Genomic DNA, 22,792 nt, shown 5'->3' with positions numbered 1-22,792 from the left:
GTAAGCAACAGGTATTTATGCATCAAAAGCCATTTATTGTAGGTATTACGGGCGGAAGCGCATCAGGGAAAACCACCTTCCTGAGCAGATTAATGGCTTCGTTTGCACCAGAGGACATCTGCCTCATCTCCCAGGACAACTATTACCTTGACCGCGACAAGCAGCTGGTAGACGACAACGGCATTCATAACTTTGACTTGCCGGGTTCTATTGACAGTGCCGCCTATGCCCATGATATTCTCAGGCTGAGCCTGGGCGATACCGTGCAGCGCAAGGAGTACACCTTCAACAACGCCAGTGTCATTCCGCGCATTCTGGAGTTTAAACCAGCACCTATTGTGGTGGTAGAGGGTATTTTTGTGTTTTACTTTGAAGAAGTGGCCCGCCTGCTGGACCTGAAGGTGTACATTGACGCCAAAGAATACATCAAACTGCAGCGCCGCATCATCAGAGACAAAGTGGAGCGCGGCTATGACCTGGATGATGTGCTGTACCGCTACACCAACCACGTGGCCCCCACGTATGAGAAATACATTAAGCCGTTCAAGAATGACGCAGATGTGATCATTCCCAACAACCGCCACTTTGACCGCGGCCTGGAGGTGCTGGTGACGTATCTGAACTCCAAAATCAAAAAATAAGCTGGCCCTGCCGGAAATATCAAACCAAATAGAAGCCTCTGCTGTTCAGACCACAGCAGAGGCTTTTGTTTTATTTTAAGAATCACCTATCTTTGCTTACTAAGATGAAACCTGGGCACTACATACAACGCAACTGGCGGCTGCTTTGCACAAGCATAGCCCTGCTGTTGGTGCTTACGGTCAACCACCGAGCCTTGCCCGCCTATGCCCATGCGGCTACTCCGGCTGAGCAGACGGCGGTGAGAAAAGCGGCCCAGGACAAAGACGCCACGGTTGTCAAGCAAAAGGTCTCTTTTGAGGCGACCACGTCGTTTGTTGACTTCAACCTGGTAGAACCCGTCGCGTTTGAGCGCCTCACATTTGCCGCCCCGGTGCAGCAGCAGGTGCCTTTCAAAGCCGGAATCCCATACTGGGCCTATTATCTACAGCAGCTGGCTACGCTGCCTATCTCGCCCAACGCCCCTTAGGCATTCATTCTTTTCTGCGGCCCCAGGTTGCCGGGGTATTCTGTTTGGCTACATACAGCCGCGCCCATTCTATGGGCCGCCAGCGTACCAGCCACATTTTCTTATCATATTATTTCTATTTTCATTTTAACCAACCTATGCGTAACAAAGGTTTTATTGTATTTCTTACGGTAATAGTCACCGTGCTTTGTGTGTACTATCTATCCCTTTCGCTTGTTTCCCGCAATGTGGAGGAGAAAGCAGTGGCGTATGCCACCAGCCCCACTGGCGGAGTAGACGCTTACAAGAAGCAAACGTATCTTGACTCTGTCTGGAGAGCGCCTGTTTTCAACTTCCTGGGTGCCGAATACACGTATCAGGAGATCAAAGAAAGAGAGCTGAGCCTGGGCCTTGACCTGAAAGGCGGCATGCACGTGACCCTGGAGGTTTCTCCGGTAGAGATTATCCGGGCCATGGCCGTGAACAAGAAAGACCCGGCGTTTGAGCAAGCCCTTAAAAAGGCGCAGCAACTGCAAACCAACAGCCAGGAGAACTTTGTAGACCTGTTCTACCGCACCTACCGTGAGTTGCAGCCCAACGCCAAACTGGCCTCGCTTTTCGCCAGCAGCACCACCCGTAATCTGAACTACAACTCTACTGATAAAGAGGTTCTGGCTGAGATCAACCGCGAGGTAGATGATGCCGTGGCCCGTTCTTTCAACATCCTGAGCACCCGTATTGACAAGTTTGGGGTAACGCAGCCTAACATACAGCGTCTGCAGGGCACCAACCGCATCCAGATTGAGTTACCGGGTGTTGACAACCCTGAGCGGGTGCGCAAACTGTTACAGGGAACGGCCAACCTGGAGTTCTGGGAAGTGTGGAACGTGCAGGAGTACAGCCCGTACTTTGGCCAGTTGAATGACTATCTGGTGAAACAGGAGGCTGCCACCAAGCTGAAGGGTTCTTCAGCCGCCGGTTCTGCCGCCCTTGCCTCTGCCTCTGCCACTGACACCGCAACCGCTGCTGTGACTGCCGCTGGCACAGACACCACTGCCCTGGCCGCCCAGCTGAGCAAAAAAGACACTACCGCTGCAAAAAAAGACTCGCTTAACGCAAACCAGAGCTCTCTGCTGGCGCGTCTGTTCACGCCGCTCCCTGGTGGCTTGGGTTCAAACGTACGTGATACCGCCAAGGTAAATGAACTGTTGGCCAGAGCTGAAGTAAGAGCCATTTTTCCGCAGAACCTGAAGTTTTTATGGAGTGTGAAACCTATTGTGGCCAATGACGGGGCTGAGTTTGTTGAACTGTATGCCATTAAGAAAGGCCGCGAAGGAAAAGCTCCTTTGTCTGGTGAATATATCTCTGATGCCCGTCAGGACTATGACCAGTCTGGCCGCCCAGAGGTAACCATGGGTATGAACGCCGCCGGTGCTAAGAAATGGCAGCGTTTGACCGGTGACAACATTGGCCGCCAGGTAGCCATTGTTCTGGATGACTATGTGTACTCGGCCCCGGTGGTGCAGAGTGAGATTGGCGGTGGCAACTCTTCTATCTCCGGTTCTTTCACCATTGAAGAAGCCCAGGATTTAGCCAACATCTTGAAAGCCGGTAAAATGCCAGCCCCTACCCGTATTGTGGAAGAAGCCATTGTAGGTCCTTCTCTGGGTCAGGAAGCCATTAACCAAGGTTTGCTTTCCTCATTGGCCGGTCTGGTGCTGGTGGTGCTCTTTATGATTGCCTACTACAACAAAGGTGGTTTCATTGCCAACATTGCCCTGTTCTTCAACATCTTCTTCATTATTGGGATCATGGCCCAGTTTGGCGCTGCCCTTACCTTGCCTGGTATTGCCGGTATGGTGCTGACCATGGGTATGTCTGTTGATGCCAACGTACTGATCTTTGAGCGTATCAAAGAAGAGATGGCTGCTGGCCTGAATATTCAGGAAGCCATCAAAAAAGGCTATAGCAAAGCGTTCAGCTCCATCTTTGACTCCAACGTTACCACGTTATTGGCTGGTATTATCCTCTACTTCTTCGGGTCAGGCCCAGTGAGAGGTTTTGCCGTTACCCTGATGATTGGTATTGCCACCTCTTTCTTCACGGCGGTCTATGTATCCCGTCTGTTGGTTGAGTGGATGGCCAAAGGGAAAAACGCCAATACGCTGTCACTGCAGACGCCGCTGTCTAGAAACTGGTTCAAGAACATCAAGTTTGACATTCTTGGCAACCGTAAAAAAGCATATATCTTCTCCATTGCCTTTATTCTGTTTGGGATTATAGCAGTGTTCATCAAAGGTGAGTTGCCGTTAGGGGTTGACTTTAGAGGAGGCCGCTCTTATGTGGTAGACTTCACCCAGGCTGTTCCGGCTTCTGAGGTTCGTTCTTCCCTAGATGATGAGTTCCAGGGAAAAGGTACTGAAGTAAAGACCTTTGGCGCTTCTAACCGCTTGAAGATCACCACCAGCTACCTTGCCGCCGATGAGTCTACCCAGGCAGATGAGACAGTGCAGGCCGCCCTGGAGCAAGGATTACAGCAGTACAGCGCTCAAAAGCCCACTATTGTAAGTTCTTCTAAGGTAGGCGCCACTATGGCAGATGACATTCAGAAACAGGCGTTAATTGCCGTGTTACTGGCTTTTGCCGGAATCTTTGTGTACGTAGCCTTCCGTTTCAGCCGCTGGCAGTACAGCCTGGGCGGGGTGGCCGCCTTGATTCATGACGTATTGGTAGTGTTCTCTGCCTTTACCATTGCCAACCTGTTTGGGGTTTCTTATGAGATGGACCAGGTGTTCATTGCCTCTATCCTGACCATTATTGGTTACTCTATCAATGATACCGTGGTAGTATTTGACCGGATCAGGGAGTACACCAAAGATAACCCGCGCGTTAAGTTCAAAGACATTGTGAACCCGGCCTTGAACAGTACCTTCAGCCGTACCATCATCACCAACTTAACCGTGTTACTGGTGGTAGTGGTATTGTTCATCTTTGGTGGTGAAACCTTGAGAGGCTTCTCTTTTGCCATGCTGGTGGGTTCCTTAACCGGTACCTACTCTACCCTGTTCATTGCCTCGCCAATTGTGGTAGACACCACAAACGTTGACAAGGAGAGACTGGTAGCTGCCAAGCCTGTGGTTGTATCCTAATAACCCGCTGTAACCCCACAAAAAAATAGCCGGACCAAATGGTCCGGCTATTTTTTTGTACGGAACCTAAGACAGTAAGCCAAGACCGCATTTCAAAACAGTTTTTCCAGTTTTGGCTTAGTTTCTGAAAAACAAGCCAGAAACGCGAAGCAGCAACCATAGCCTTTCCCCCCAACTTGCATAAGTACAGAGCATTTTCACCATTTTGGACAGATAGGCGCACACGGCCGGTGAAAGTTTCTGGCAAAGGAATTTTGGACCGCTTGGTGCAATGAAGTCAGACAAAGGCCCGAGGTTAGTTCTCGCGGAGGCTGATTGCAGCGTGAATTGAAAAGGCTGGTTTGAATCTTTCGTTTTATCCAGGGCGCAGGGTGAACTAGTGCAGTAAGAATTGACCTGCGCCCTGTTTTAGGGCTGTTTTCTGAAAAGTAGCTCTAAAACGGCAGCGCACAAGAAGACGCTTGCAGCCCCCCCTTCAGAAAGGAAAGCAGAAACTCTACACGGGTTCCAGATTAGAGCTTGCGCAGAGTACCTGTTTTAAATTCCCTTTCTCTCAATCAGCCGCAAGGGAAGGGGATTTCTGTTTTCGGGCTATTTTTCTAAAAGTAGCCCAAAAACGTGGGCGTAAGCAGACGTTTGCACCACAAAAGGCTCTTTCATGGCAAGGGAAAATACTTTTAAAGCATGTTGAAATCTGATTTTTTGCGCTGCAAACCGACATCTGATGTGCCAGACATTGCCTTTCCCTCACAACATAACGCTGCAATGCTGCTCAAAAACGGTACAGAAGAACCTTTCGCGCCCCGTTTTCCCTGCACAATCAAAATAGAAACAAGGAAACTGTTTAAAGTTTTTTAGTATAAGTGACGGCGCTAGCATCCGCTTCTGTATTGAAGAGGGTAAAATTTCTGTTTCCGGGCTGTTTTTGGGAAAGTAGCCTCAAAACGCCGGCACAAGCGGATGCTTACGCCCATGCCAGGGTCAGTCACGGCCCTAACGATAGAAAAAGGAAAACTGTAACCAGCTACAGGCTCTATACCGGCTCTATCTCCATAATGAAGGGATTATTTTCTGCTCACCATTTATTAATGAACCTGTTCAGCTGATACTTGACGCTGCGCACTCTAAAAACAGGATTCGCATCTTTTCTCCGTAACGCTGCCATGCAACTCTAATACTGCTTGGCCAGCACTTCACCCTGCCCAGATCTGCTGGTGTGTTAAACTCTTGTGATGCTTCTGCCTATTTCCCTTTCAGAAACCCAAGCCCTGTTTTCGGGCTGATTTTGTAAAACCAGCCCGAAAACAGGGCTTAGGGTATTTCAAGTTGCGCTTTATGAACTGGTGAATCAAAATGTGGCAAAGAATTTTTCACCCCTCCAGGGAACGCAATTCTGAATCATCAGGGGGAATCCCCTCTCTGGAGAGGCAGGGGTGGGTTTAAAACCGGTAGCAAACTGTGTTACTATTTAACTGAAGACTGCTAAAGATTAAAGTGACGGTTCCCTATTATATGCTAAGCCAAGGCTTCAGGTATGCCTGGTTCAGGGGAGGCTACTTCCAGCTGCTTTATTCTGCGGGGCAGGCCTACAATCCAGACAATATCCCCTTCTTCAAAAACCAGCTCTGAGTCTGGGTTGAGCATGCGCCGCCCTTTGCGCTCCACCCCAACTATGAGGCCTTTGGTTTTTTCACGCACGCCAGAATTTCTAATGGATTTATGCAATAGCACAGAACCAGCACGGATCTGGAGCTTTTGGAGCCGCACGCTTTCACGCTCTTCCTCCTGTGAGGAGGTCAGGACAGACCGCGTCTGGATGAATTGCCTGAACGCTTCTGTCTGGCTTTCCTCCCCCACCACAAAGACCTTATCATTGGGGAAGATCAGCTCGTTTCTGGTGGGGGCGGTAATGGTGCGGTCGCCACGTTCAATGACGGCTACATTCACTCCGTATTTCTCCCGTACCTGCAGGTCAAGCAGGCTTTTACCTACCACCGCAGATCCAGGGTCAATCTCAAAACTGGTAAGGTGAACATCCCAAGGGGTGAGAGTATGGTGCATTCTGACCGCCTCCTGCAGCTCCCTCGCATTTAAATTCTTCACAAACCGGTTTTCAATCCTGATATAGAACTGCTGAATTTTCTGGGAGAACATCATAAGGAACGCCACCATCACCAGCCCTACCACAATGGCCAATTGCACTGAGAAGAACTGGTTCAGCAACACCCCTATAAACAGAATGGCCACCGCCACCCGCCCAAACTCCAGCACAATGACCAGGCTCCGGTAATTACGGTTAGCCCAAATACGGCCCTGCGCCTCTTTCTGCGGATGGTAAACGGCCAAGGCCCACAGGAACGGTGCCATCACCAAAAACGTGATGGCTGTAGTGACCACATCTCCCCAATTTCCGTTCACCACATTCTCTACAATAAACGGGTTAAGATACTGCGCAGACAAGAGTATGATACTGATGATGATGACGCAGTACACCACCATATGCAACACGTATGACCGCAACACAAGCTTCCAGTCACTGGTGGTGGAAATGATCTGGGTACCTGAGCTGTACTCATTCAGGGACTTTTGCCACTTGGCCGGAAGTAATCTTTCTACCAACCGATAAAGAGGCTCAGAGAACTTGATCATGTACGGAGTTGTAAACGTAGTAACGGCTGAGACCGCTACCGCCACCGGATACAGGAAATCGCTGGTAACTTTGAGCGTGAGCCCCAGCGTGGCAATGATAAAGGAGAATTCCCCAATCTGAGACACGCTCATGCCACTCTGAATAGACGTTTTAAGCCCTTGACCAGAAATAAGCCCGCCCCCGGTAATACTAATGGCTTTCCCCACCAGTGTGACAAGCGTTATCAATGCAATAGGCCCGGCATAGGTCACCATCATTGCCGGTCAATCAAGATACCTACTGACACAAAGAAGATTGCCCCAAACAAGTCTTTCACCGAGGCAACAAGATGCTCAATCTTTTCAGCCTTGGTGGTCTCAGCCAGGATAGAGCCCATGATGAAAGCGCCTAATGCGGGAGAAAAGCCCGCCTGCGCCGCCAGAATAACCATGAGCAGGCATAGGGCCAATGACACAATAAGCAAGGTCTCATCATTCATGAGCTTGCTGGCCTTGCGCAGGAACGTAGGAATCAGGAAAATCCCTCCCAGGAACCAGAGCAACAGAAAGAAGGCCAGCTTTAAAACCGCCGCCAGCATTTCTGAGCCGGCAAACTGCTGGCTTACCGCCAGGGTAGAGAGCAACACCATGAGCAAAATGGCCACCAGATCTTCTACAATCAAGACCCCAAATACCAGCCCGGCGAAACGCTGTGTTTTTACGCCCAGCTCGTCAAATGCCCTAATGATAATGGTGGTAGAAGATATAGATAGAATCCCGCCCAGGAAAATGCTGTCCATGGTAGACCAGCCCAGAATCTTACCGGTAAGGTAGCCCAGCAGCAGCATGACTACTACTTCTATCAAGGCCATCACCGAAGAGGCCCCACCCACTTTCACTAACTTCTTAAAGCTGAACTCCAGCCCCAGGCTGAACAATAAGAAGATCACCCCAATCTCTGCCCAGATGTTGATATTCTCCAGTTCAATGATGGTGGGGAATAGGGCAACGTGCGGCCCCACCAAGAGCCCGGCAATAATATAACCCAACACCAAAGGCTGCTTCAGTTTTTTAAATAGAAGGGTAGTGATACCGGCAGCCCCCAGTATCAATCCCAGATCAGTTATCAAATGCGGTAAATGCGTCATGGTAAGAAGTGTAATGAAGATTCAACTGCCCGTATAAAAGAAGAGGGCAACAGCTGTTTGCCAAAAAGTACCAACTACACTGGAGCTGGCAAATCTGGGACTGGTGTGTAAGAATTCTATTTAAAGAAGAGGGCAGACCACTTTCTACAGAATACAGGATTCCCTTCTCCGCACTAAAGCGGAAAATAGATTACTAATAGATACGTAAAAAGCAGGAACGGGGACCACAGCAAGTAATGACAGGGCATCTTCTGGCGGCAGCAGGGTGAAACGCTACGGGGCGTTGGGCTGAAGGGAAAAGAGAAGGAATTTTAACGCGGGAACCTTAGTCAGAAAAAGACATATTTGCTCCGGGGAAAAACAAGAAGAAGCCCACAGGGCAGACAAATCAATGCTTGCAGGTAAAAAGGCAGGGGCAACCTGCAGAGAGGGTGCTTGTGACACTTTGGCATCAGCGAAGACATGTACAGCCTCTTGCTGCACCTGCGCTGTTTCTGGGTCTTTTTCCCGTGCCTTCAGAGTATTGGCTTCCGGAGCCGGTTTCCCGGTAGAACAGCTTAGCAGAAATTTGTAAACCTCTGTTTCCTGCCCCGGCAGCGTCAGTGCCCAAAGCAGCATCACCGCCATGAGCGGAAGTTTGAGAGGCTGTTTTATTTTCCTGAAAACCAAGTTTAGCATTATTGCAATAATACGGTTTTTAGCCCTAAAGGGCAAACCGCCTGTCCCTTTCCGGTAACAGCATCTGCTTCTTTCTTACTACTTCCTGCCAAATAGAAGAAGAGCCCATGCCTGGGCAATGAACATGTTTCAATGCTACTTTTTAAGACAGTTGCCCCCTGCCGGGAGGGTCTTAAAGAAGAGAAGGCTTCCCTATCAGGAAGCCTTCTCTTCTTGCAATAGTGGGCTATGCATTATCTGGCGTGCAGGTGAATCTCTACCTTCCGGGCTTCAGGACCTCTACTTCCCAGAACCTCAGATTGTGTCTCAAACTTAAAGCTGCGTTGGCGGTGCTTCATCTCTATGTACTTCTGCAACAACCTGGCCCGCTGCTGGGCTACCCTGACTTTCCCTTTGGCCGGCCCAATGTTGTCTGAGTAACCTTTCACCCAGAGTGAAGCCCCGTCAGGCAATTGGGCCAGGAAACCGTCAAGTTCAGCCGCCGCAGCATCAGTCATGTAGACCTCGTTAAAGCCGTAGGAAACGGTAAGGGTAGTAGGAACAGGAACAGCAGCAGGCTCAATGGCAACCGGCTCCGGTGCGGGTTCTAACTCAACCTTTGACACTACTGGATCGGGGCCATTAACATAGGCAGTATAGTTGCCGTCTGCGGTGCGGGTGATCCACATCTCATTCTCCCCCACCCTTTTATAAGCAGAATTAAAGGCATTCTCCCTGTTTACCCGTGTACTGAACTTTACCGCCTCTCCAGTAGGTTTGGAGCCACCCCCAATAGGCATAGAATACACAGAGGCCTGGTCACCGCTCTTGCGGGAGAAGAACAGGGAGTCATTCATCACATACGGGGAAAACTCCGCTTCCCTGGTATTGGGTGGGGTGCCCAGACCGGTTGGCTTAGACCACTTGCCCCCCTCCCACTTGCTCAGATAAATATCATCATACCCCTTGGTCCTGCCCAAGTCAGCGGCCATGAATAACGTGTTTTGGTCTGGTGATAGGTAGGCACCCAAGTTATAGGAGTTGTTCTTGATTTTTGGGAACGGCTTTTCCCCTGCTTTCTGAAAACTGGCACCGTCCCAGCGGTAGATAACAATCTTATGGTCTTTGCGCCCGGTCTTCTGATAGACATAGACCTCGTTTCCCCCGGCACTGGAGCCTATCAGGGCATTTACGGCCCCTCCGTTTAAAGAAGTCTCCTTTTTAAAGGTGCTCTGGTCTCCTTTTCTCTCTGAGTAGAGGTACTGGCCGTCTTTCTCTTTGATGGTGTAGAGCACAAGGTTCTCCCCCACAATAAACAAGTCAGCAATGTTCTCTCTGGTTTCTTTGATAGCCGTCTGGGCGTGTGCATAAACCGCAGATGACAGTAATATGGCAATGGTGTAGATGGTTTTTTTCATAGACTCTAGGTAGCGCAGGTTACCACATGGTTACTTTTTTACCCAGCTTAGGGTACTTCACTTGGAACAGGTTGTACGTCACCATAAACTCGCTGGTGTTCTTGCCAATGATAGAGGCGTCGCCGGTTGGCCTCTCCAGCACATACCCTATTCTGAACTGGCTCACCCTGAGCCCCGCGTTGAGGGTATAGGCCAGGTCATGGCGGTAGCCGCCCCCCACCCAGAACATATTCTGAAAGACAGCTTTGCCCTGCACTTCTACCGTTTCCTTCAGATTGCTGTCATACCGGAAAATACTGTTGGCTACCAGCCCCACCTGCTCTGACACCGCCACCCGGTAGCCGGCCTGCGCCACGTGCTGCAGGGCGTAGGTGTCATTGAGGAACTCCTTCCCAGAGGTTAGTCCCCCTTGCCCAACATCCTGCAAGGCATAGCCCAGGTAGAAGTTCTCACCAGTCAGCATCACGCCTACGTTCACATCCAGTTTATTCACCCGCCCTTCTTTGCCAATGTATTCATCAAACTCGGTGTCACCAGACTCATCTAAAATCAGCTTATTCCCGTTCAGGCGCGTCAGGGAATAGGTGGCGGCAGCCCCCGCCCTGAGGCTCAGTTTTTCTGACAGACGAATACGGGAACCGTAACTCAGGAACACCTGACTCTCAGCAAACGGCCCGAAGCTGTCATGCAGCACAGAAAGCCCCCAGGCGTGCTTGGCCCCGGCCTGTCTGTTATAAGCGTCATCCTCGCGGGTTTTCAGAACGTCGGTCTTCCGCCAGGCTGAAATGTCAGCGGCATCCAGTTCTACCGAGGCAAAGATGGTGCGCGGTGCGTCCTCAAACCCCGTCCACTGATCACGGTAGAATGTCTTGATCATGGAACCCTCATAGCCGGTGAGTGCCGGATTAAAGTACTGCTGAAACAGGGAGAAGTTGGCAATGTGCTTCCGGTTCTGGGCAGAGACGCCCAGAGCGGAAAGCAGTATACAAAAGGATATGGTCAGCTTTTTCATCTTCATTAATTTTTAAGGATGGTCACAGTACCTCTCTTCACGTAGTTGATGTCCTTGATATGGATGACGTACAGGTAAGGACCAGCCAGCACCTGGCCGTTCTTGTTCCGTCCGTCCCACTTCATGGTAGGATCATTGGTCTGGAAGATCAACACCCCGGAGCGGTCAAACACTTGAATCTCCACGTTATTGTAGTACTCCAGCTCTGGAATTCTCCAGGTATCGTTTTTGCCGTCGCCATTTGGGGTGAAGGCATTCACAATTTTCAGGTCAGGGGCAGCTGTATCATATCCCTCTTTGGTGATAGTGAAGACTTTTGAGAATTTATTATTTGGATTAACGCTGTAATAGGAGTCTCTGCTCTCCACCCTAATGGAGAACTGCGTCCTGCCGTAGAGATTCACACCACGCTTGAGGAACAGTTGATTCCCAACAATCGTGAACATTGAATTATCTGTGCTTCCTACTCCATCCACCAAAACGTAATTGTGTGCTGCGTCTCCAGGATATGGATCGTCTTCATCTACCGTTGTGAAAGCACCTATGGCCTGGTCTTCTTTGATGTCTGGTTGGAAAGAAGATTTGCTTAAGGTGATATCAGTAGGCGCTTTGTTTGGCATGATGCGCACCGTCCACTCCGCCGTCAGGTTAGAGAGGTTGGTAGCGTCTGATGGTACGGCAAGGGTTCCTGTCAACACATACTCACCGGCTCCCTTCCCGTCTGTGCTATAATTACCTGGCAGCCAGGTAACGGCCACCTGCTGCTTGCTGCCGTTAGAGAAGCTCACTTCAACCGTAGCAGGCTTGGTTAGTTGCGCGAACGTGGTGCGGTAAGGAACCTGTAAAGCAGCCGGTCTTGCAACAGAAACCATGTTCCGGTACTTCATTACTTGAGCCGTGACGTTTGCTCCGCGGTTGCCCGCCAGGTCGGTCTGGAAGAATGTGACCGTGAGCATGCCGTCATTGAGGCCACTCAGGTTTACATTAGCAATGTCAAAGTTACCAGTTATGGCAGTAGCCGAGCCCGTCACCGGAGTACCGCCCGCAGCGCTGGTGACCGTGTAGCTGTAAGGGATGTTTGGTTCAGCATTGGTTACCCGTAGTGTGATGGCACTGCTGTTGTTCACCGTTACCATATTCTGCACAAAGGCCACCCCATAGCCGGCCGGAGCCGTTCTGTCAAAGAGTACGCTGCTGCCGTTGGTGGTGGTGTTTACCGCTGCCCCCGGGTTACCTGTCACATCTGTGAAACTAATATTAAAAGCTACCAGTCCCTCAGGGTCACTGCTGGCCATGGTGTAGGTGGCAGTATAGCTATTAGCGGCAGTACCAGCAGTAACGGTGGCCGCGTTTCCGGCTATGGTCACTACCGGGGTCATGACAGGCTCATTGGAAGTGAAACTTACCGTTATAACATCCCCTACTTTTGCCCTTGTGGCACTGGCGTTGTTAGACACAATAGTCACAGCTGTTAATACTGGAGCGGTTCTATCAAATACAACACTACTACTGTTGGTGGTAGCCGTTACAGCAGTAGCCGCATTGCCCGTTACGTCTGCGAAGTTGATCCTGAAGGCTACGGTGCCCTCGGTATCATTTGCTTTCATGGTGTAGGCGGCGCTGTAGGCATTGCCTGTACCGGCGGTTACCGTGGCGGCATTTCCGGCAATGGTCACTGCTGGCGTCTTGATTGCCTCATTTGCAGTGAAGCTCACCGTTACCACATCGCCCACTTTGGCTTTGGCGGCATCTGCGTTGCTGGAGGCAATAGCTACAGAGGTTAACACAGGGGCTGTAATGTCAAACACTACCAGGCTGTTGTCTGTGGTGCGGTTCACGTCTGCCCCCTCATTGCCTGTCACGTCTTTAAAGCTGATGTTGAAAGCTACTGTGCCCTCTGCATCTGTGGCGGCCATGGTGTAGCTGGCCGTATAGGTATTCCCTGTGCCGGCTGTAACAGTGGCAGTTTGACCCGCAATGGTGACTATTGGCGTCATGATTGCCTCATTGGCCGTTAACGTCACCGTCACTACATCACCTACTTTCGCCCTGGCGGCGTCTGCGTTGCTGGAGGCAATGGCCACCGAAGTCAGGGAAGGAGCAGTTCTGTCAAATACCACCCGGCTGTTGTTGGTGGTAGCCGTTACGGCAACTGCCGCATTCCCGGTTACATCAGTAAATTTGATTTCAAAAGTTACCGGACCTTCAGGGTCACTGGCAGCCATGGTATATGCAGCCGTATAGCTATTGGCAACGGCACCAGAGGTCACCGTGGCGGCATGACCTGCTATAGACACGGTAGGCGTCATGATAGGCTCAGAAGCTGTAAAGCTTATGGTCACCACGTCCCCTACTTTGGCTTTGGCCGCATCTGCATTGTTAGAGGCAATGGTCACCGAAGCCAGCACCGGAGAAGTTCTGTCAAACACCACGCGGCTGTTGTTGGTAGTGCTTGTTACCGTGGTTCCGGCATTTCCTGTCACATCCTGAAAGGCAATGCTGATGGCGACATTCCCCTCGGGGTCTGAGGCAGCCATGGTGTAGGTAGCGGTGTAACTGTTTGCTGCGGTGCCTGCTACCACAGCGGCAGCTTGGTTTGCGATTTTCACGGTGGGTGTTTTGATCGCTTCATCTGCCGTGAAACTTACCGTTACCACGTCTCCTACCTTGGCCTTAGTGGCGTCTGCATTGCTGGAGGCAATAGCCACGAAGGATAAGGCAGGTTTGGTTTTGTCAAACAATACCAGGCTATTGTCTGTGGTAGCTGAGACCGCAGTGGCCGCATTCCCTGTGACATCACTGAAATCAATCTGGAAAGCCACGGCTCCCTCTACATCATTAGCTGCCATGGTATAGGCGGCACTGTAGCTGTTGCCTGAAATAGCTGTCACCGTGGCGGCGTTCCCTGCAATAGTAACGTTAGGCGTTCTGATCGCTTCATTTGCGGTAAAGCTGACGGTCACCACGTCACCCACCTTGGCTTTGGCGGCGTCTGCGTTATTAGAGGCAATGGTTACTGAGTTGAGAACCGGTGCCGTTCTGTCAAACACCACGCTGCTGTTATCAGTGGTAGCCGTTACTGCGGCACCTGTGTTGCCAATGGCATCTTTAAAAGCGACGCTGAAAGGCACAGCCCCCTCCGCCTCAGCGGAAGTCATGGTGTAGCTGGCCGTGTATTGGCTGGTGGAAGTACCTACTGCGGAGACAGTTGCGGTTTTCCCGGCAATGGTCACCACTGGTGCCTGGATAGGCTCATTGGCGGTGATAGTGACGGTCACCACATCGCCTACTTTGGCTCTGGCCGGGTTGGCATTGCTGGAAGCGATGTTCACCACTGTCAATTGAGGGGCCACGGCATCTACCAAAACACCGCTGGTTGCCGGAACATTTTTCAGAGTCAGATTGGCCGCGTTACCCGAAGCGTCTTTCAAGGTTGCGCCGCTGGATGCAATAGAGGCAGCCAGTGAGATCCCATTCGAGTCAAAGTCATTGTTCTGCACGGTGTAGCGGAACGAAAGGGTGCTAGTGCCACTTCCTCCCGTCAGGGTTGCCTGAACGGTTTCAGTACCAATGGAGATAGGCAAACCAGGTGTTCCGCCCGAGACCTCCACTGGTTTGGAGAAGGTGACTGAGAAGTCCAGGTTATCTCCCGCCACATAAGTTCCATTGGCAGGCACCGTCACAGAGAGTACGCTTGGGGCAGTGCCGTCTATCAGCACCCCGGTGGTAGAGGCAACGTTGTTCAACTGCGTATTGGCATTGTTACCCGGGGCGTCAATTAGGGTCATGCCGCCAGAAAGGGTTAGGCTAGAGGCTAGCTGAATACCGTTCCCATCTTTCACTCCCTCGGCCACAGTGTAGCGAAATACCAGCGCAGAAGAACCGCTGCCAGACACGTAAGCCGCCGTTTGAGTCCCTCCCTCATCTGGGGTAAAATCAAGCCCCAGGGAACCGCTTCCCCCCACAGTCACCGGCTCAGTGAAGTTCACGGTGAAATTCATAGTCTGCCCATTCACGTAGGTAGCGTTGGCAGGAACTGACACAGAGGTAATTGCAGGTGCCACACCATCTATCAGAATATCTGTCATGGCACCTGGGGTAAACGTCCGCACCAGGCTGTTGCCTGCCCGGTCAAACACATCGCCGGTAGGCACCACTAGTTCATTCAGGGCAAAAGCGATTCCGTTAACATCAAGATCTCCTGCCTGCACGGTGTAGCGGAATACCCATTCATTAGACTCCACCTGGTTCTGCCAGGTAGCGGTTCTGGAGGTAGAGCCAACGGTAATGGTAAGTCTTGGGAACCCGGTGGCACTCAACATTTCTGAGAACTTTACCTTAAAGTCCAGTTGTTCTCCAACACCGTATGTTTTGGCGGCAGGGAGAACTACTTCAGTGATAGTAGGTTTGGTCAGATCTACTGTAACCGTAAAGGTGTTGCTGGCGATACTTTCGTTGCCCGCTAAGTCAGTCACCATTGCATAAAACGTATGCTCCCCTTCTGTTAGGGTTGGAAGTGCTGCAGACCAGTTACCACTGGCCGTAGCGGTAGCGTTGCCTACCAAGGAGCCTGAAGCTAGATTATATATCTTTACCCACAGGCTCGCCTCTGCAGTACCGCTCAGGGTTAGGGTTTGGTCATTGGTGAGGCCGTCATTGTTGCTGACACCAGAATCATCAGCAATACGGGCAATGACCGGAGCCGTGGGTTTATCTGTATCAATTGTCACAGAAAGCGCGTCACTGGCAACGCTTGTGTTTCCGGCTATATCTGTGGCGGTAGCGGTAAAGCTGTATACCCCAGCAGTCAAAGCAGTGGCAGTGATTTGCCAGGAGCCATCTGCCCCAGCCGTGGCAGATCCCACTTCTACCGCCCCAGCGTATACATGCACAGTGGTACCCACCTCGGCAGTTCCTGTAAGTGTTGGGGTGGTATCATTGGTCAATTTATCTGAGTCACTGGACCCTGTATCACTGGAGGCCATCAAGTCTGGCTTAACAGGCTTGGCAGGGGCCGTGGCATCTATTGTAATAGCCAGGGTGGTGCTTCCAGGGCTCACATTGCCCGCCGCATCAGTAGCCGTGGCAGAAATGGCATGTGGGCCATCCGCAAGAGCAGAACTGGAGGAAACTTGCCAAATACCAGAGGTTGCATCTGCCACGGCCGAACCAATCTCTACCCCACCCGCAAATACTTTCACCTTAGCCCCTTTTTCCGCGGTACCTGTAAAGGTGGGCTTCGATTGGTTGGTTAGGTTATCAGAATCACTGGCACCGGAGTCACTGGAGGCAAGCAGATCAGGCTGGGATGGGGCGGCTGGGGCGGTTCGATCTATAGTATAAGATTCACCGGTATTGTAGAGGGTGTTCAGCCCATTTCCCGCAAGGTCCATGATGCCCGTTTGGGAAGCATTTCTATACAAGTCTAAGCGGAGGGAGCCTTCACCAGACAAAATCTGCACCGGCACGTCGTACTCTGTACCTGACAGTTTGGTCACGGGCTGGATCAGGCTACCAATTGTGCCCCCCTCTGTGGCGTTGAAATCTGTATTATTCACGCCCGTCACTTCTTCACTGAAGGTAACCCTGAAGGTAACGAAAGTATCGTTGACATACTCTTGGATTGGATTTTGCCGTTTAATGGAGACTATGAACGGGGCAATTTCATCCACATCAGTTATTGTAACCGTTATGGTCTGCTCATCATACAGTTTTTCCGCAGTATTTTCTGTGGCCCGTACAATCACCTCATACGTATTGTTTAGACCAACATCTGCTGGATTCTCGAAGTCAGGAGCAGTTTTAAAAGATAAAGAACCCGTTGTAGGGTCTATCTCAAACATAGCCTGATCTTCACCGCCAGAGATGCTGTACGTAACGGCATCCCTTTCATTATCAGTAGCCACTACTGAGGTGGCCACTTTTATATTCTCACTTAAAGAGATATCTGCAGTTGCCCCACCACCGTTTGAGGTAATAACAGGAGCAGTTTTATTTGTAAAAGGACCTGAAAAGATATCATCTACATCAGCACCTCCAATCCCTCTCAAAGCAACCCCTCCGCGCGGCACTGTGGCTGTCAGTGAAAGCATGATCAACTCTGTAACACCATCTGAATCATACACTCTGCCTTCAATGGTGGTACTATTTACCCAAAGCACTTCCATTCTATACCACTTATTCAACTGGTAAGTGAAGGGCTTTGAGACAAGATCAACAAACCCGTAGTTGGCATTAGCCTGAAATAAAAGTTGATTAGTGTTTGGCGCCATGATAAAGGAGTGAGCACCAGCGGCACTAGCCCCAAAGCCGAGATAGATCCTCCCAGTTGCAGTAAATTTACCCCAGGCAGAAAGCTTATGGCCAGGATCTCCCAAGCTTACATCTGTCCTGTGCACCCATGCAGGGTTTGTAATTCCCTTTGAACCTGAAAAAGCAGCACTCGCTGATATGGTTCCAGCACCACCAACCCAGGGCGACCATGGCCAAGTGGCCTCATTTTCGAAGTCTTCAATTTTTTGAGCGAAGACTTCGTGAGAGAACAACACTAATAAAAGCAAAATGACTTTAGTAGCTGTGTTTATCATACTAAAACTAAATTTAAAATATCTATGCAATTGAAAGGTGGAATATTATTCCTAACCAATAACTCAATAAGCCCCTGCTGTTGAACTGACCACTCATTGCCACTAATACCAAACATCCAGTAGTATCTGCAAGCCCATGATTGTGACTGTTATTCTATTCCACTTAAAAATAACTTGCGGTGAAAGCAATTACAGGTTTACAATAAAAACCTGCCCGGCTGTAATAAAACCTATTTAGATTGCACACTATACATTGCAGCAATAGCAACAACAATGAAGCATCCCCTCCTTTGTCACCATCAAGCAGACTTGTTCACTTATATCAACTTAGAATCAACACCAGCAAGTTTTCGCGTAAGTTCATAGTTATTCTTCTCTATCTATGGCGGCGAACTAAATGCCATATCCATAGATTCTACTTTAAGAGCTTTACAAGCAGACTAATGAGATAAAATTAATTGCACTTATAGAACATTAAACTTACAAAACATGCCTTAGCGCAAGCATGCAGAACAAAATCAATATCTAAAAATTACAAAACAGCACACCAACGGCATTCCTTTTTCATCCATGACAAATAAAACCAAACAGGAAAGCTATTGCTCCAAAAGGATTACCTAAAAGAGACTGACTATCAATAGAGGGGGAAGGATGATAGTTGTCCAAATTTTGTAAAAATTATTTTAATAATAAAGCATCTCTGAAATAAAGCAGCCATTTACAACACCTTCCCTCTAACAATAAGCCAAAAGGTCAAATTTTAAAAGGAATTATTTCACAAGACAGCAAGGCACCAAATTTGTTACTTGATTAACAATAGAAGCAGGAGCAATATTTTTCAAAAACAGAACTTTAAAGAGATTATATAATTTTAAAGCGAATAAATTGAGGCTGTTTTAGAGATTCTATATATAGTTATGGCGCAAGCGTCCGCATGTGGCCTTACGATAAGTAAGCATCTGTTTCCGGGCTGTTTTTTGGAAAGTAGCCCCAAAACGTAGGCATATGCCCAGGCTTGTGCCCTGCCAAGGCAGCCAAAACCCAGAACACATCACCCAAAGAAAAAGGGAAAAACTCTAATCAGGTGTAGTATGAAAGCGTCAGGAATTCTAAAAAACCCACAAAGGAAAGTACGCTACTCAACATGCTGTAAAATCAACATCTAAGAAATGGAAGATGCCTGCAAGAGGTAAGTGAAAGGAGTTTACAAAATGTATTTAAATTATGAACCTCTTAACGCCAAAGCGTCTGTAAGAGCCTAGAAGCAATCTCCTAAGTGCCTGACCAAGGTGCAAGGGCTCTGCCCGGGGAGGGGTTGCCTCTGTTTTTGGCCTGTTTTCAGGAAAACAGGTCAAAAACAGAACAGATTTTTAACCACTTCATGTATGGGTCGTTTCTGTTGCTGTGCTCGCACGAGTAGGGTCTTTGGCGAACTCAGGCGCTCCCCAGATATTTCCTACGCATAAAAAAAGCCCTGTCATTCCTGACAGGGCTTTCCAAAAATTTTTAGTGGCAATTACAGTACCACGCCTTCGGCCACTACTTCCTGCACCTCGGGCACCATGCGCTTGAGCAGGTTCTCAATACCGGCTTTCAAGGTGACCGTGGCAGACGGGCAGCCGCTGCAGGAGCCTTGCAGGTTCACCGTCACAATTCCCTCCTTATAAGACTTGAAGGTGATGTTACCGCCGTCTTGCTCTACCGCCGGGCGCACGTAATTTTCCAGCAGATCAATCACCTTCTGGGAGATCTCGGTGTCCTCGGCAGACAAATCACCAGAAACGTCAGCGGCCGCACTGGCAGCGGTAGAGGTGGTGGGGGTGCCTATGAAGATAGGACCGCCGGCCTCTACGTATGATTTGATAAAGGTTCTCAGCTCAGGGATGAGCTGCGCCCACTGCACCGGTGAGTTCTTGGTGATGGTCACAAAATTGCTGGCAATGAACACCCGGCTCACGTAGTCAAAGTTGAACAGCTCCTGCGCAAACGGCGACTCTACCGCGCTTTCCACGGTAGGGTAGTCCACGCTTCCGCCGTCACCCAGCAGAACGGAGTTCAACACAAATTTCATTGATTCCGGATTTGGGTTCGCCTCTGCGTACACAGATACCGGTTTGGTTGTATTTTCAGTCATGGCTGGTCTCTTTAATATAGTAAAAACTAACTACCTGCTCTTTAAGTTTCCAAAATTAGGTAAAAATACCTTACCGCGCAGTTCCCTCTTGGGTACCACGCCCCACGGGGAGCCCCTCCTCACAAAACGCGGCAGAAAGGGGGCAGGTTTTTGATCAGAAACCGTAACTTTACCCCCGTTGATTGTTCATTAAACCCGCGCCTCATGCTTAACTACACCGTGTTACTGTCTGCCACCCCGCCAGACGTTCCTGGTTACCTGATTGCCCCATTTGTGCTGTTGATTGGTTTGATTGCCACCGGCCCCATTTTTTTCCCGCACTTCTGGCATAAGAATTTCAAAGTGATTGCCGTTGGCCTGGGGCTGCTGGTGCTGGCCTACTACCTTTTTGTGCTGCATGACCACCACATGCCGGCTGAGACCTTGGCTGAGTACGCTTCGTTTGCCATTCTGCTCTCCTCTTTGTACATCGCCGCTGGCGGAATTTATATCAACGCCAACGCCAATGCTACACCTATTATCAACGTGGGTATTTTGGTGGTGGGCGCGGTGATTGCCAATGTGATAGGCACCACCGGCGCTTCCCTCCTGCTCATCAGGCCGTTTATCCGGTTAAACAACCACCGCATAAAGCCGTACCAGATTGTCTTCTTTATCTTTATTGTGAGCAACGCGGGCGGCATGCTGACCCCATTGGGTGACCCGCCGCTGTTCATTGGTTTCCTGAAAGGGGTTCCCTTCTTTTGGACCCTGCAGCACCTGCTCTCCCCTTGGGCCATTGCCGTAAGTGCGCTGTGCCTTATCTTCTTTATCCTGGACAGCCGCAACAAGGAGGGCTTTATACCCAAGGCGGAAGTGAAGGCCCGCAATGAAGCCAAAACCGAATTCTTCTTCACCGGCAAGCGCAATATTCTATGGCTGGCGGTCATCATAGGGGCCACGTTCCTGAACCCCTCCTCCTATGAATGGTTGCCGTACATTCCGTTAGAAGGCGGCATCAAAGTATCTTTTGTACGAGAGATTGTTCAGTTGACCGCAGCCATTCTTTGCTTCAAGTTCGCCAGCAGAACCGCCTTGAACGGTAACCACTTTTCCTTTGACCCCATCATGGAGGTGGTGTTCCTGTTCTTCGGGATTTTCTTCACCATGATGCCGGCTTTGCAGCTTTCTGCCGAACTGGCCTCTTCCCCTGAGTTTGCCGCCAAACTTACCCCCTCGGTGTTTTACTGGGTCACCGGTTCCCTTTCCGGAGTGCTGGACAATGCTCCCACCTACGCCAATTTCCTATCATTGGGCATGGCCAAATACCACATGAACTACGCCAATACCGCGCAGGTTCATGATTTCGCCTACGGCTTGGCGCAGTCGCCTGAGACGTTGCTGGTTCTGGAGGCTATTTCTATTGGGGCCGTTTTATTTGGGGCCATGACCTACATTGGCAACGGACCCAACTTTATGGTGAAAGCCATTGCCGAGCAGGCTGGCGTCAAAATGCCGCCGTTCTTCCAATATATGTTCAAATATTCCCTCGTCTACCTGCTGCCCGTGCTCGCGCTGATCTGGGTGCTGGTGATTCTGTAGCAACTGATCTTTTAAAAAGTTAAAAGCGTTTTCGGGCTGTTTTTCAAAAAACAGCGACGCTTTTTCTATGCTTGCCTCCTGAAGCAGCCCCCCTCCCGTGGCATTATGTTCGCTGAGGCTATTGGCGCAGACGCCCGCAGGAGCTGCGCGCACTATCAGCTCTTTGGAGCAGGCGGCACAGCGGGGCAGGCGTAGGTTCTGTTTTTGGGCTGTTTTCAGGAAAACAGGCCAGAAACAGCATAGCGGTGTACCTGCTCCCTGCGGGAGAAGGTCAGGAGGAGGGGAAATGGTTCATGTTGTTATGGCAGAAGCTACTGGCACAGACGCTCGCAGGTCTGAAAGACGCTACGAGGTCTTTTGAGCAGGCGATACAGCGGGGGCAGGCGTATGGGACCCACACCTTCCCCTCCCGGGAGGGGAGTGATCTGGCATGCATGGGAGCAAATGAGGGGGGCAGTACATCTGGCATGCGTGGATCTGCACGTGTCAACATCCCCCTTCGCCCCCTTCCAAGGGGGAATATCGAAGTGAGTTCTGAGTCCTGAGTTCAGAGTCCTTTCTTTTCATCTTAGGCAATTCAGCAGGAATGAAACAGCAATGCCTGGTCTCGCAGCCGCGCCGCGAGGGCAGCCAGAGACCGCCCGTCATCAGTAGGCACGAGTCTGGAGGCCCGCGCCAGCGCGTGAGTATCAGGTAGCGTTAGAAGGCACGGAAGTAACTTCCGCGCCATAGAGGGGCAGAAGAGGGAGCTATAGAGGGCAGAGGTAATGTGAGGCTGCCGCCTCATGGAAGCTGGAAGCTTCCGTCATTATAGGTCCAAGTTGGAAACTTGAACCAGAGAAAGCGGCAAACAAGCAGCAATAAGTAAGCAAGCAAACAACAATGAACAATCAACGCTTCTGCTGGTGGCACCTGGGTTAATTAGCACTTCTGCCCCTGGCTGATGTGCGCAGCACGGGCTCGCCACAGGCTAGCGGAACAGCAGCGGTTACCTGCAGAGGCAGACAAAACAAGGGAAGCTGATCAGGAGAGGAACCTGAACCAGTCCTGGGGGTGAGCGCCTCTGTTAATACGGTGCCGCTCCAGCGGCAAGGCCGGAGGGCCTAGTTTTAACAGCAGTGCTCACCGCCAGGACGTGGCCCCGCGGCCGTGAGCGCTCACCGGTAAAGATGAAACAACGCAGTGAGTAAGGCATTGCGTCAACCGCCAAAGCCAAGGGAACAGCAGACCACGCATTCCTAAAATAAAGGCACTGCAGCAAACTGCCCAGCAAAGGGAACAGCAGACCGCACATTGCCAAAGCAGAAGCAACAGCCAAACCCATCCCTTCAAAAGAAGAGACAACCCCTACACAAACTTTTTCTGTTTCCGGGCTGTTTTCGCGAAAACAG

The 22,792-nt window shown here is 50.4% G+C and carries 11 protein-coding genes; 4 read left to right on the top strand and 7 right to left on the bottom strand.

The features are described from left to right. Nucleotides 1–17 precede the first annotated feature (17 nt). From A8O25_RS16420 to secDF, 3 genes are all read left to right on the top strand, one after another. Nucleotides 18–641, top strand: coding sequence for a uridine kinase family protein (locus tag A8O25_RS16420; RefSeq protein ID WP_066836906.1), 624 nt, complete (start codon nucleotides 18–20; stop codon nucleotides 639–641). A 104-nt stretch (nucleotides 642–745) separates the two neighbouring features. Beyond that, nucleotides 746–1,108, top strand: a complete 363-nt coding sequence (locus tag A8O25_RS16415) for a hypothetical protein (RefSeq protein WP_066836904.1) — start codon at nucleotides 746–748, stop codon at nucleotides 1,106–1,108. A gap of 137 nt (nucleotides 1,109–1,245) precedes the next feature. Continuing rightward, nucleotides 1,246–4,236 carry a protein translocase subunit SecDF gene (gene secDF / locus A8O25_RS16410; RefSeq protein WP_066836953.1) on the top strand — a complete coding sequence of 997 codons (2,991 nt, stop codon included), beginning with the start codon at nucleotides 1,246–1,248 and terminating at the stop codon, nucleotides 4,234–4,236. Nucleotides 4,237–5,751: 1,515 nt separating this feature from the next. Here the strand turns inward: secDF and A8O25_RS24130 are convergent. The 6 genes from A8O25_RS24130 to A8O25_RS16375 form a co-directional block, all read right to left on the bottom strand. After that, a complete protein-coding gene (locus A8O25_RS24130) occupies nucleotides 5,752–7,143 on the bottom strand; it encodes a TrkA C-terminal domain-containing protein (RefSeq protein WP_277620021.1) in 1,392 nt (463 codons plus the stop codon). Further along, nucleotides 7,140–8,012, bottom strand: a complete 873-nt coding sequence (locus tag A8O25_RS23890; RefSeq protein ID WP_277620020.1) for a cation:proton antiporter — start codon at nucleotides 8,010–8,012, stop codon at nucleotides 7,140–7,142. The genes A8O25_RS24130 and A8O25_RS23890 overlap by 4 nt, the downstream gene beginning before the upstream one ends. A 911-nt stretch (nucleotides 8,013–8,923) precedes the next feature. Beyond that, nucleotides 8,924–10,087 carry an OmpA family protein gene (locus tag A8O25_RS16390; RefSeq protein ID WP_066836898.1) on the bottom strand — a complete coding sequence of 388 codons (1,164 nt, stop codon included), beginning with the start codon at nucleotides 10,085–10,087 and terminating at the stop codon, nucleotides 8,924–8,926. A gap of 19 nt (nucleotides 10,088–10,106) precedes the next feature. Further along, a complete protein-coding gene (locus A8O25_RS16385) occupies nucleotides 10,107–11,099 on the bottom strand; it encodes a PorP/SprF family type IX secretion system membrane protein (RefSeq protein WP_066836952.1) in 993 nt (330 codons plus the stop codon). Nucleotides 11,100–11,104: 5 nt separating this feature from the next. After that, nucleotides 11,105–17,371, bottom strand: a complete 6,267-nt coding sequence (locus tag A8O25_RS16380; protein ID WP_161947770.1) for an Ig-like domain-containing protein — start codon at nucleotides 17,369–17,371, stop codon at nucleotides 11,105–11,107. A 1,831-nt stretch (nucleotides 17,372–19,202) separates the two neighbouring features. Beyond that, nucleotides 19,203–19,820, bottom strand: coding sequence for a NifU family protein (locus tag A8O25_RS16375; RefSeq protein ID WP_066836886.1), 618 nt, complete (start codon nucleotides 19,818–19,820; stop codon nucleotides 19,203–19,205). Nucleotides 19,821–20,024: 204 nt separating this feature from the next. Here A8O25_RS16375 and A8O25_RS16370 point away from each other — a divergent pair, with 204 nt between their 5' ends. Then, on the top strand, nucleotides 20,025–21,401 hold the full coding sequence (locus A8O25_RS16370; protein ID WP_066836951.1) for a sodium:proton antiporter: 1,377 nt from the start codon (nucleotides 20,025–20,027) through the stop codon (nucleotides 21,399–21,401). A 1,066-nt stretch (nucleotides 21,402–22,467) separates the two neighbouring features. Here the strand turns inward: A8O25_RS16370 and A8O25_RS23545 are convergent. Then, a partial coding sequence (locus tag A8O25_RS23545) for a hypothetical protein (protein WP_206598701.1) occupies nucleotides 22,468–22,792 on the bottom strand: 325 nt, incomplete at its 5' end.

Origin of the sequence: Rufibacter ruber, assembly GCF_001647275.1 — a bacterium.
GTDB classification, from domain to species: Bacteria; Bacteroidota; Bacteroidia; order Cytophagales; family Hymenobacteraceae; genus Nibribacter; species Nibribacter ruber_C.
The sequence above is the reverse complement of the archived record's forward strand: the minus strand, read 5'-3'. Positions and strand labels throughout refer to the sequence as shown.

Coding starts and splice junctions, on each gene's coding strand:
- A8O25_RS16415 (WP_066836904.1), top strand. CDS start 746: ATGAAACCTGGGCACTACATACAACGCAACTGGCGGCTGCTTTGCACA.
- A8O25_RS23890 (WP_277620020.1), bottom strand. CDS start 8,012: ATGACGCATTTACCGCATTTGATAACTGATCTGGGATTGATACTGGGG.
- A8O25_RS16370 (WP_066836951.1), top strand. CDS start 20,025: ATGCTTAACTACACCGTGTTACTGTCTGCCACCCCGCCAGACGTTCCT.
- A8O25_RS16385 (WP_066836952.1), bottom strand. CDS start 11,099: ATGAAAAAGCTGACCATATCCTTTTGTATACTGCTTTCCGCTCTGGGC.
- A8O25_RS24130 (WP_277620021.1), bottom strand. CDS start 7,143: ATGATGGTGACCTATGCCGGGCCTATTGCATTGATAACGCTTGTCACA.
- secDF (WP_066836953.1), top strand. CDS start 1,246: ATGCGTAACAAAGGTTTTATTGTATTTCTTACGGTAATAGTCACCGTG.
- A8O25_RS16380 (WP_161947770.1), bottom strand. CDS start 17,371: ATGGCGCCAAACACTAATCAACTTTTATTTCAGGCTAATGCCAACTAC.
- A8O25_RS16390 (WP_066836898.1), bottom strand. CDS start 10,087: ATGAAAAAAACCATCTACACCATTGCCATATTACTGTCATCTGCGGTT.
- A8O25_RS16420 (WP_066836906.1), top strand. CDS start 18: ATGCATCAAAAGCCATTTATTGTAGGTATTACGGGCGGAAGCGCATCA.
- A8O25_RS16375 (WP_066836886.1), bottom strand. CDS start 19,820: ATGACTGAAAATACAACCAAACCGGTATCTGTGTACGCAGAGGCGAAC.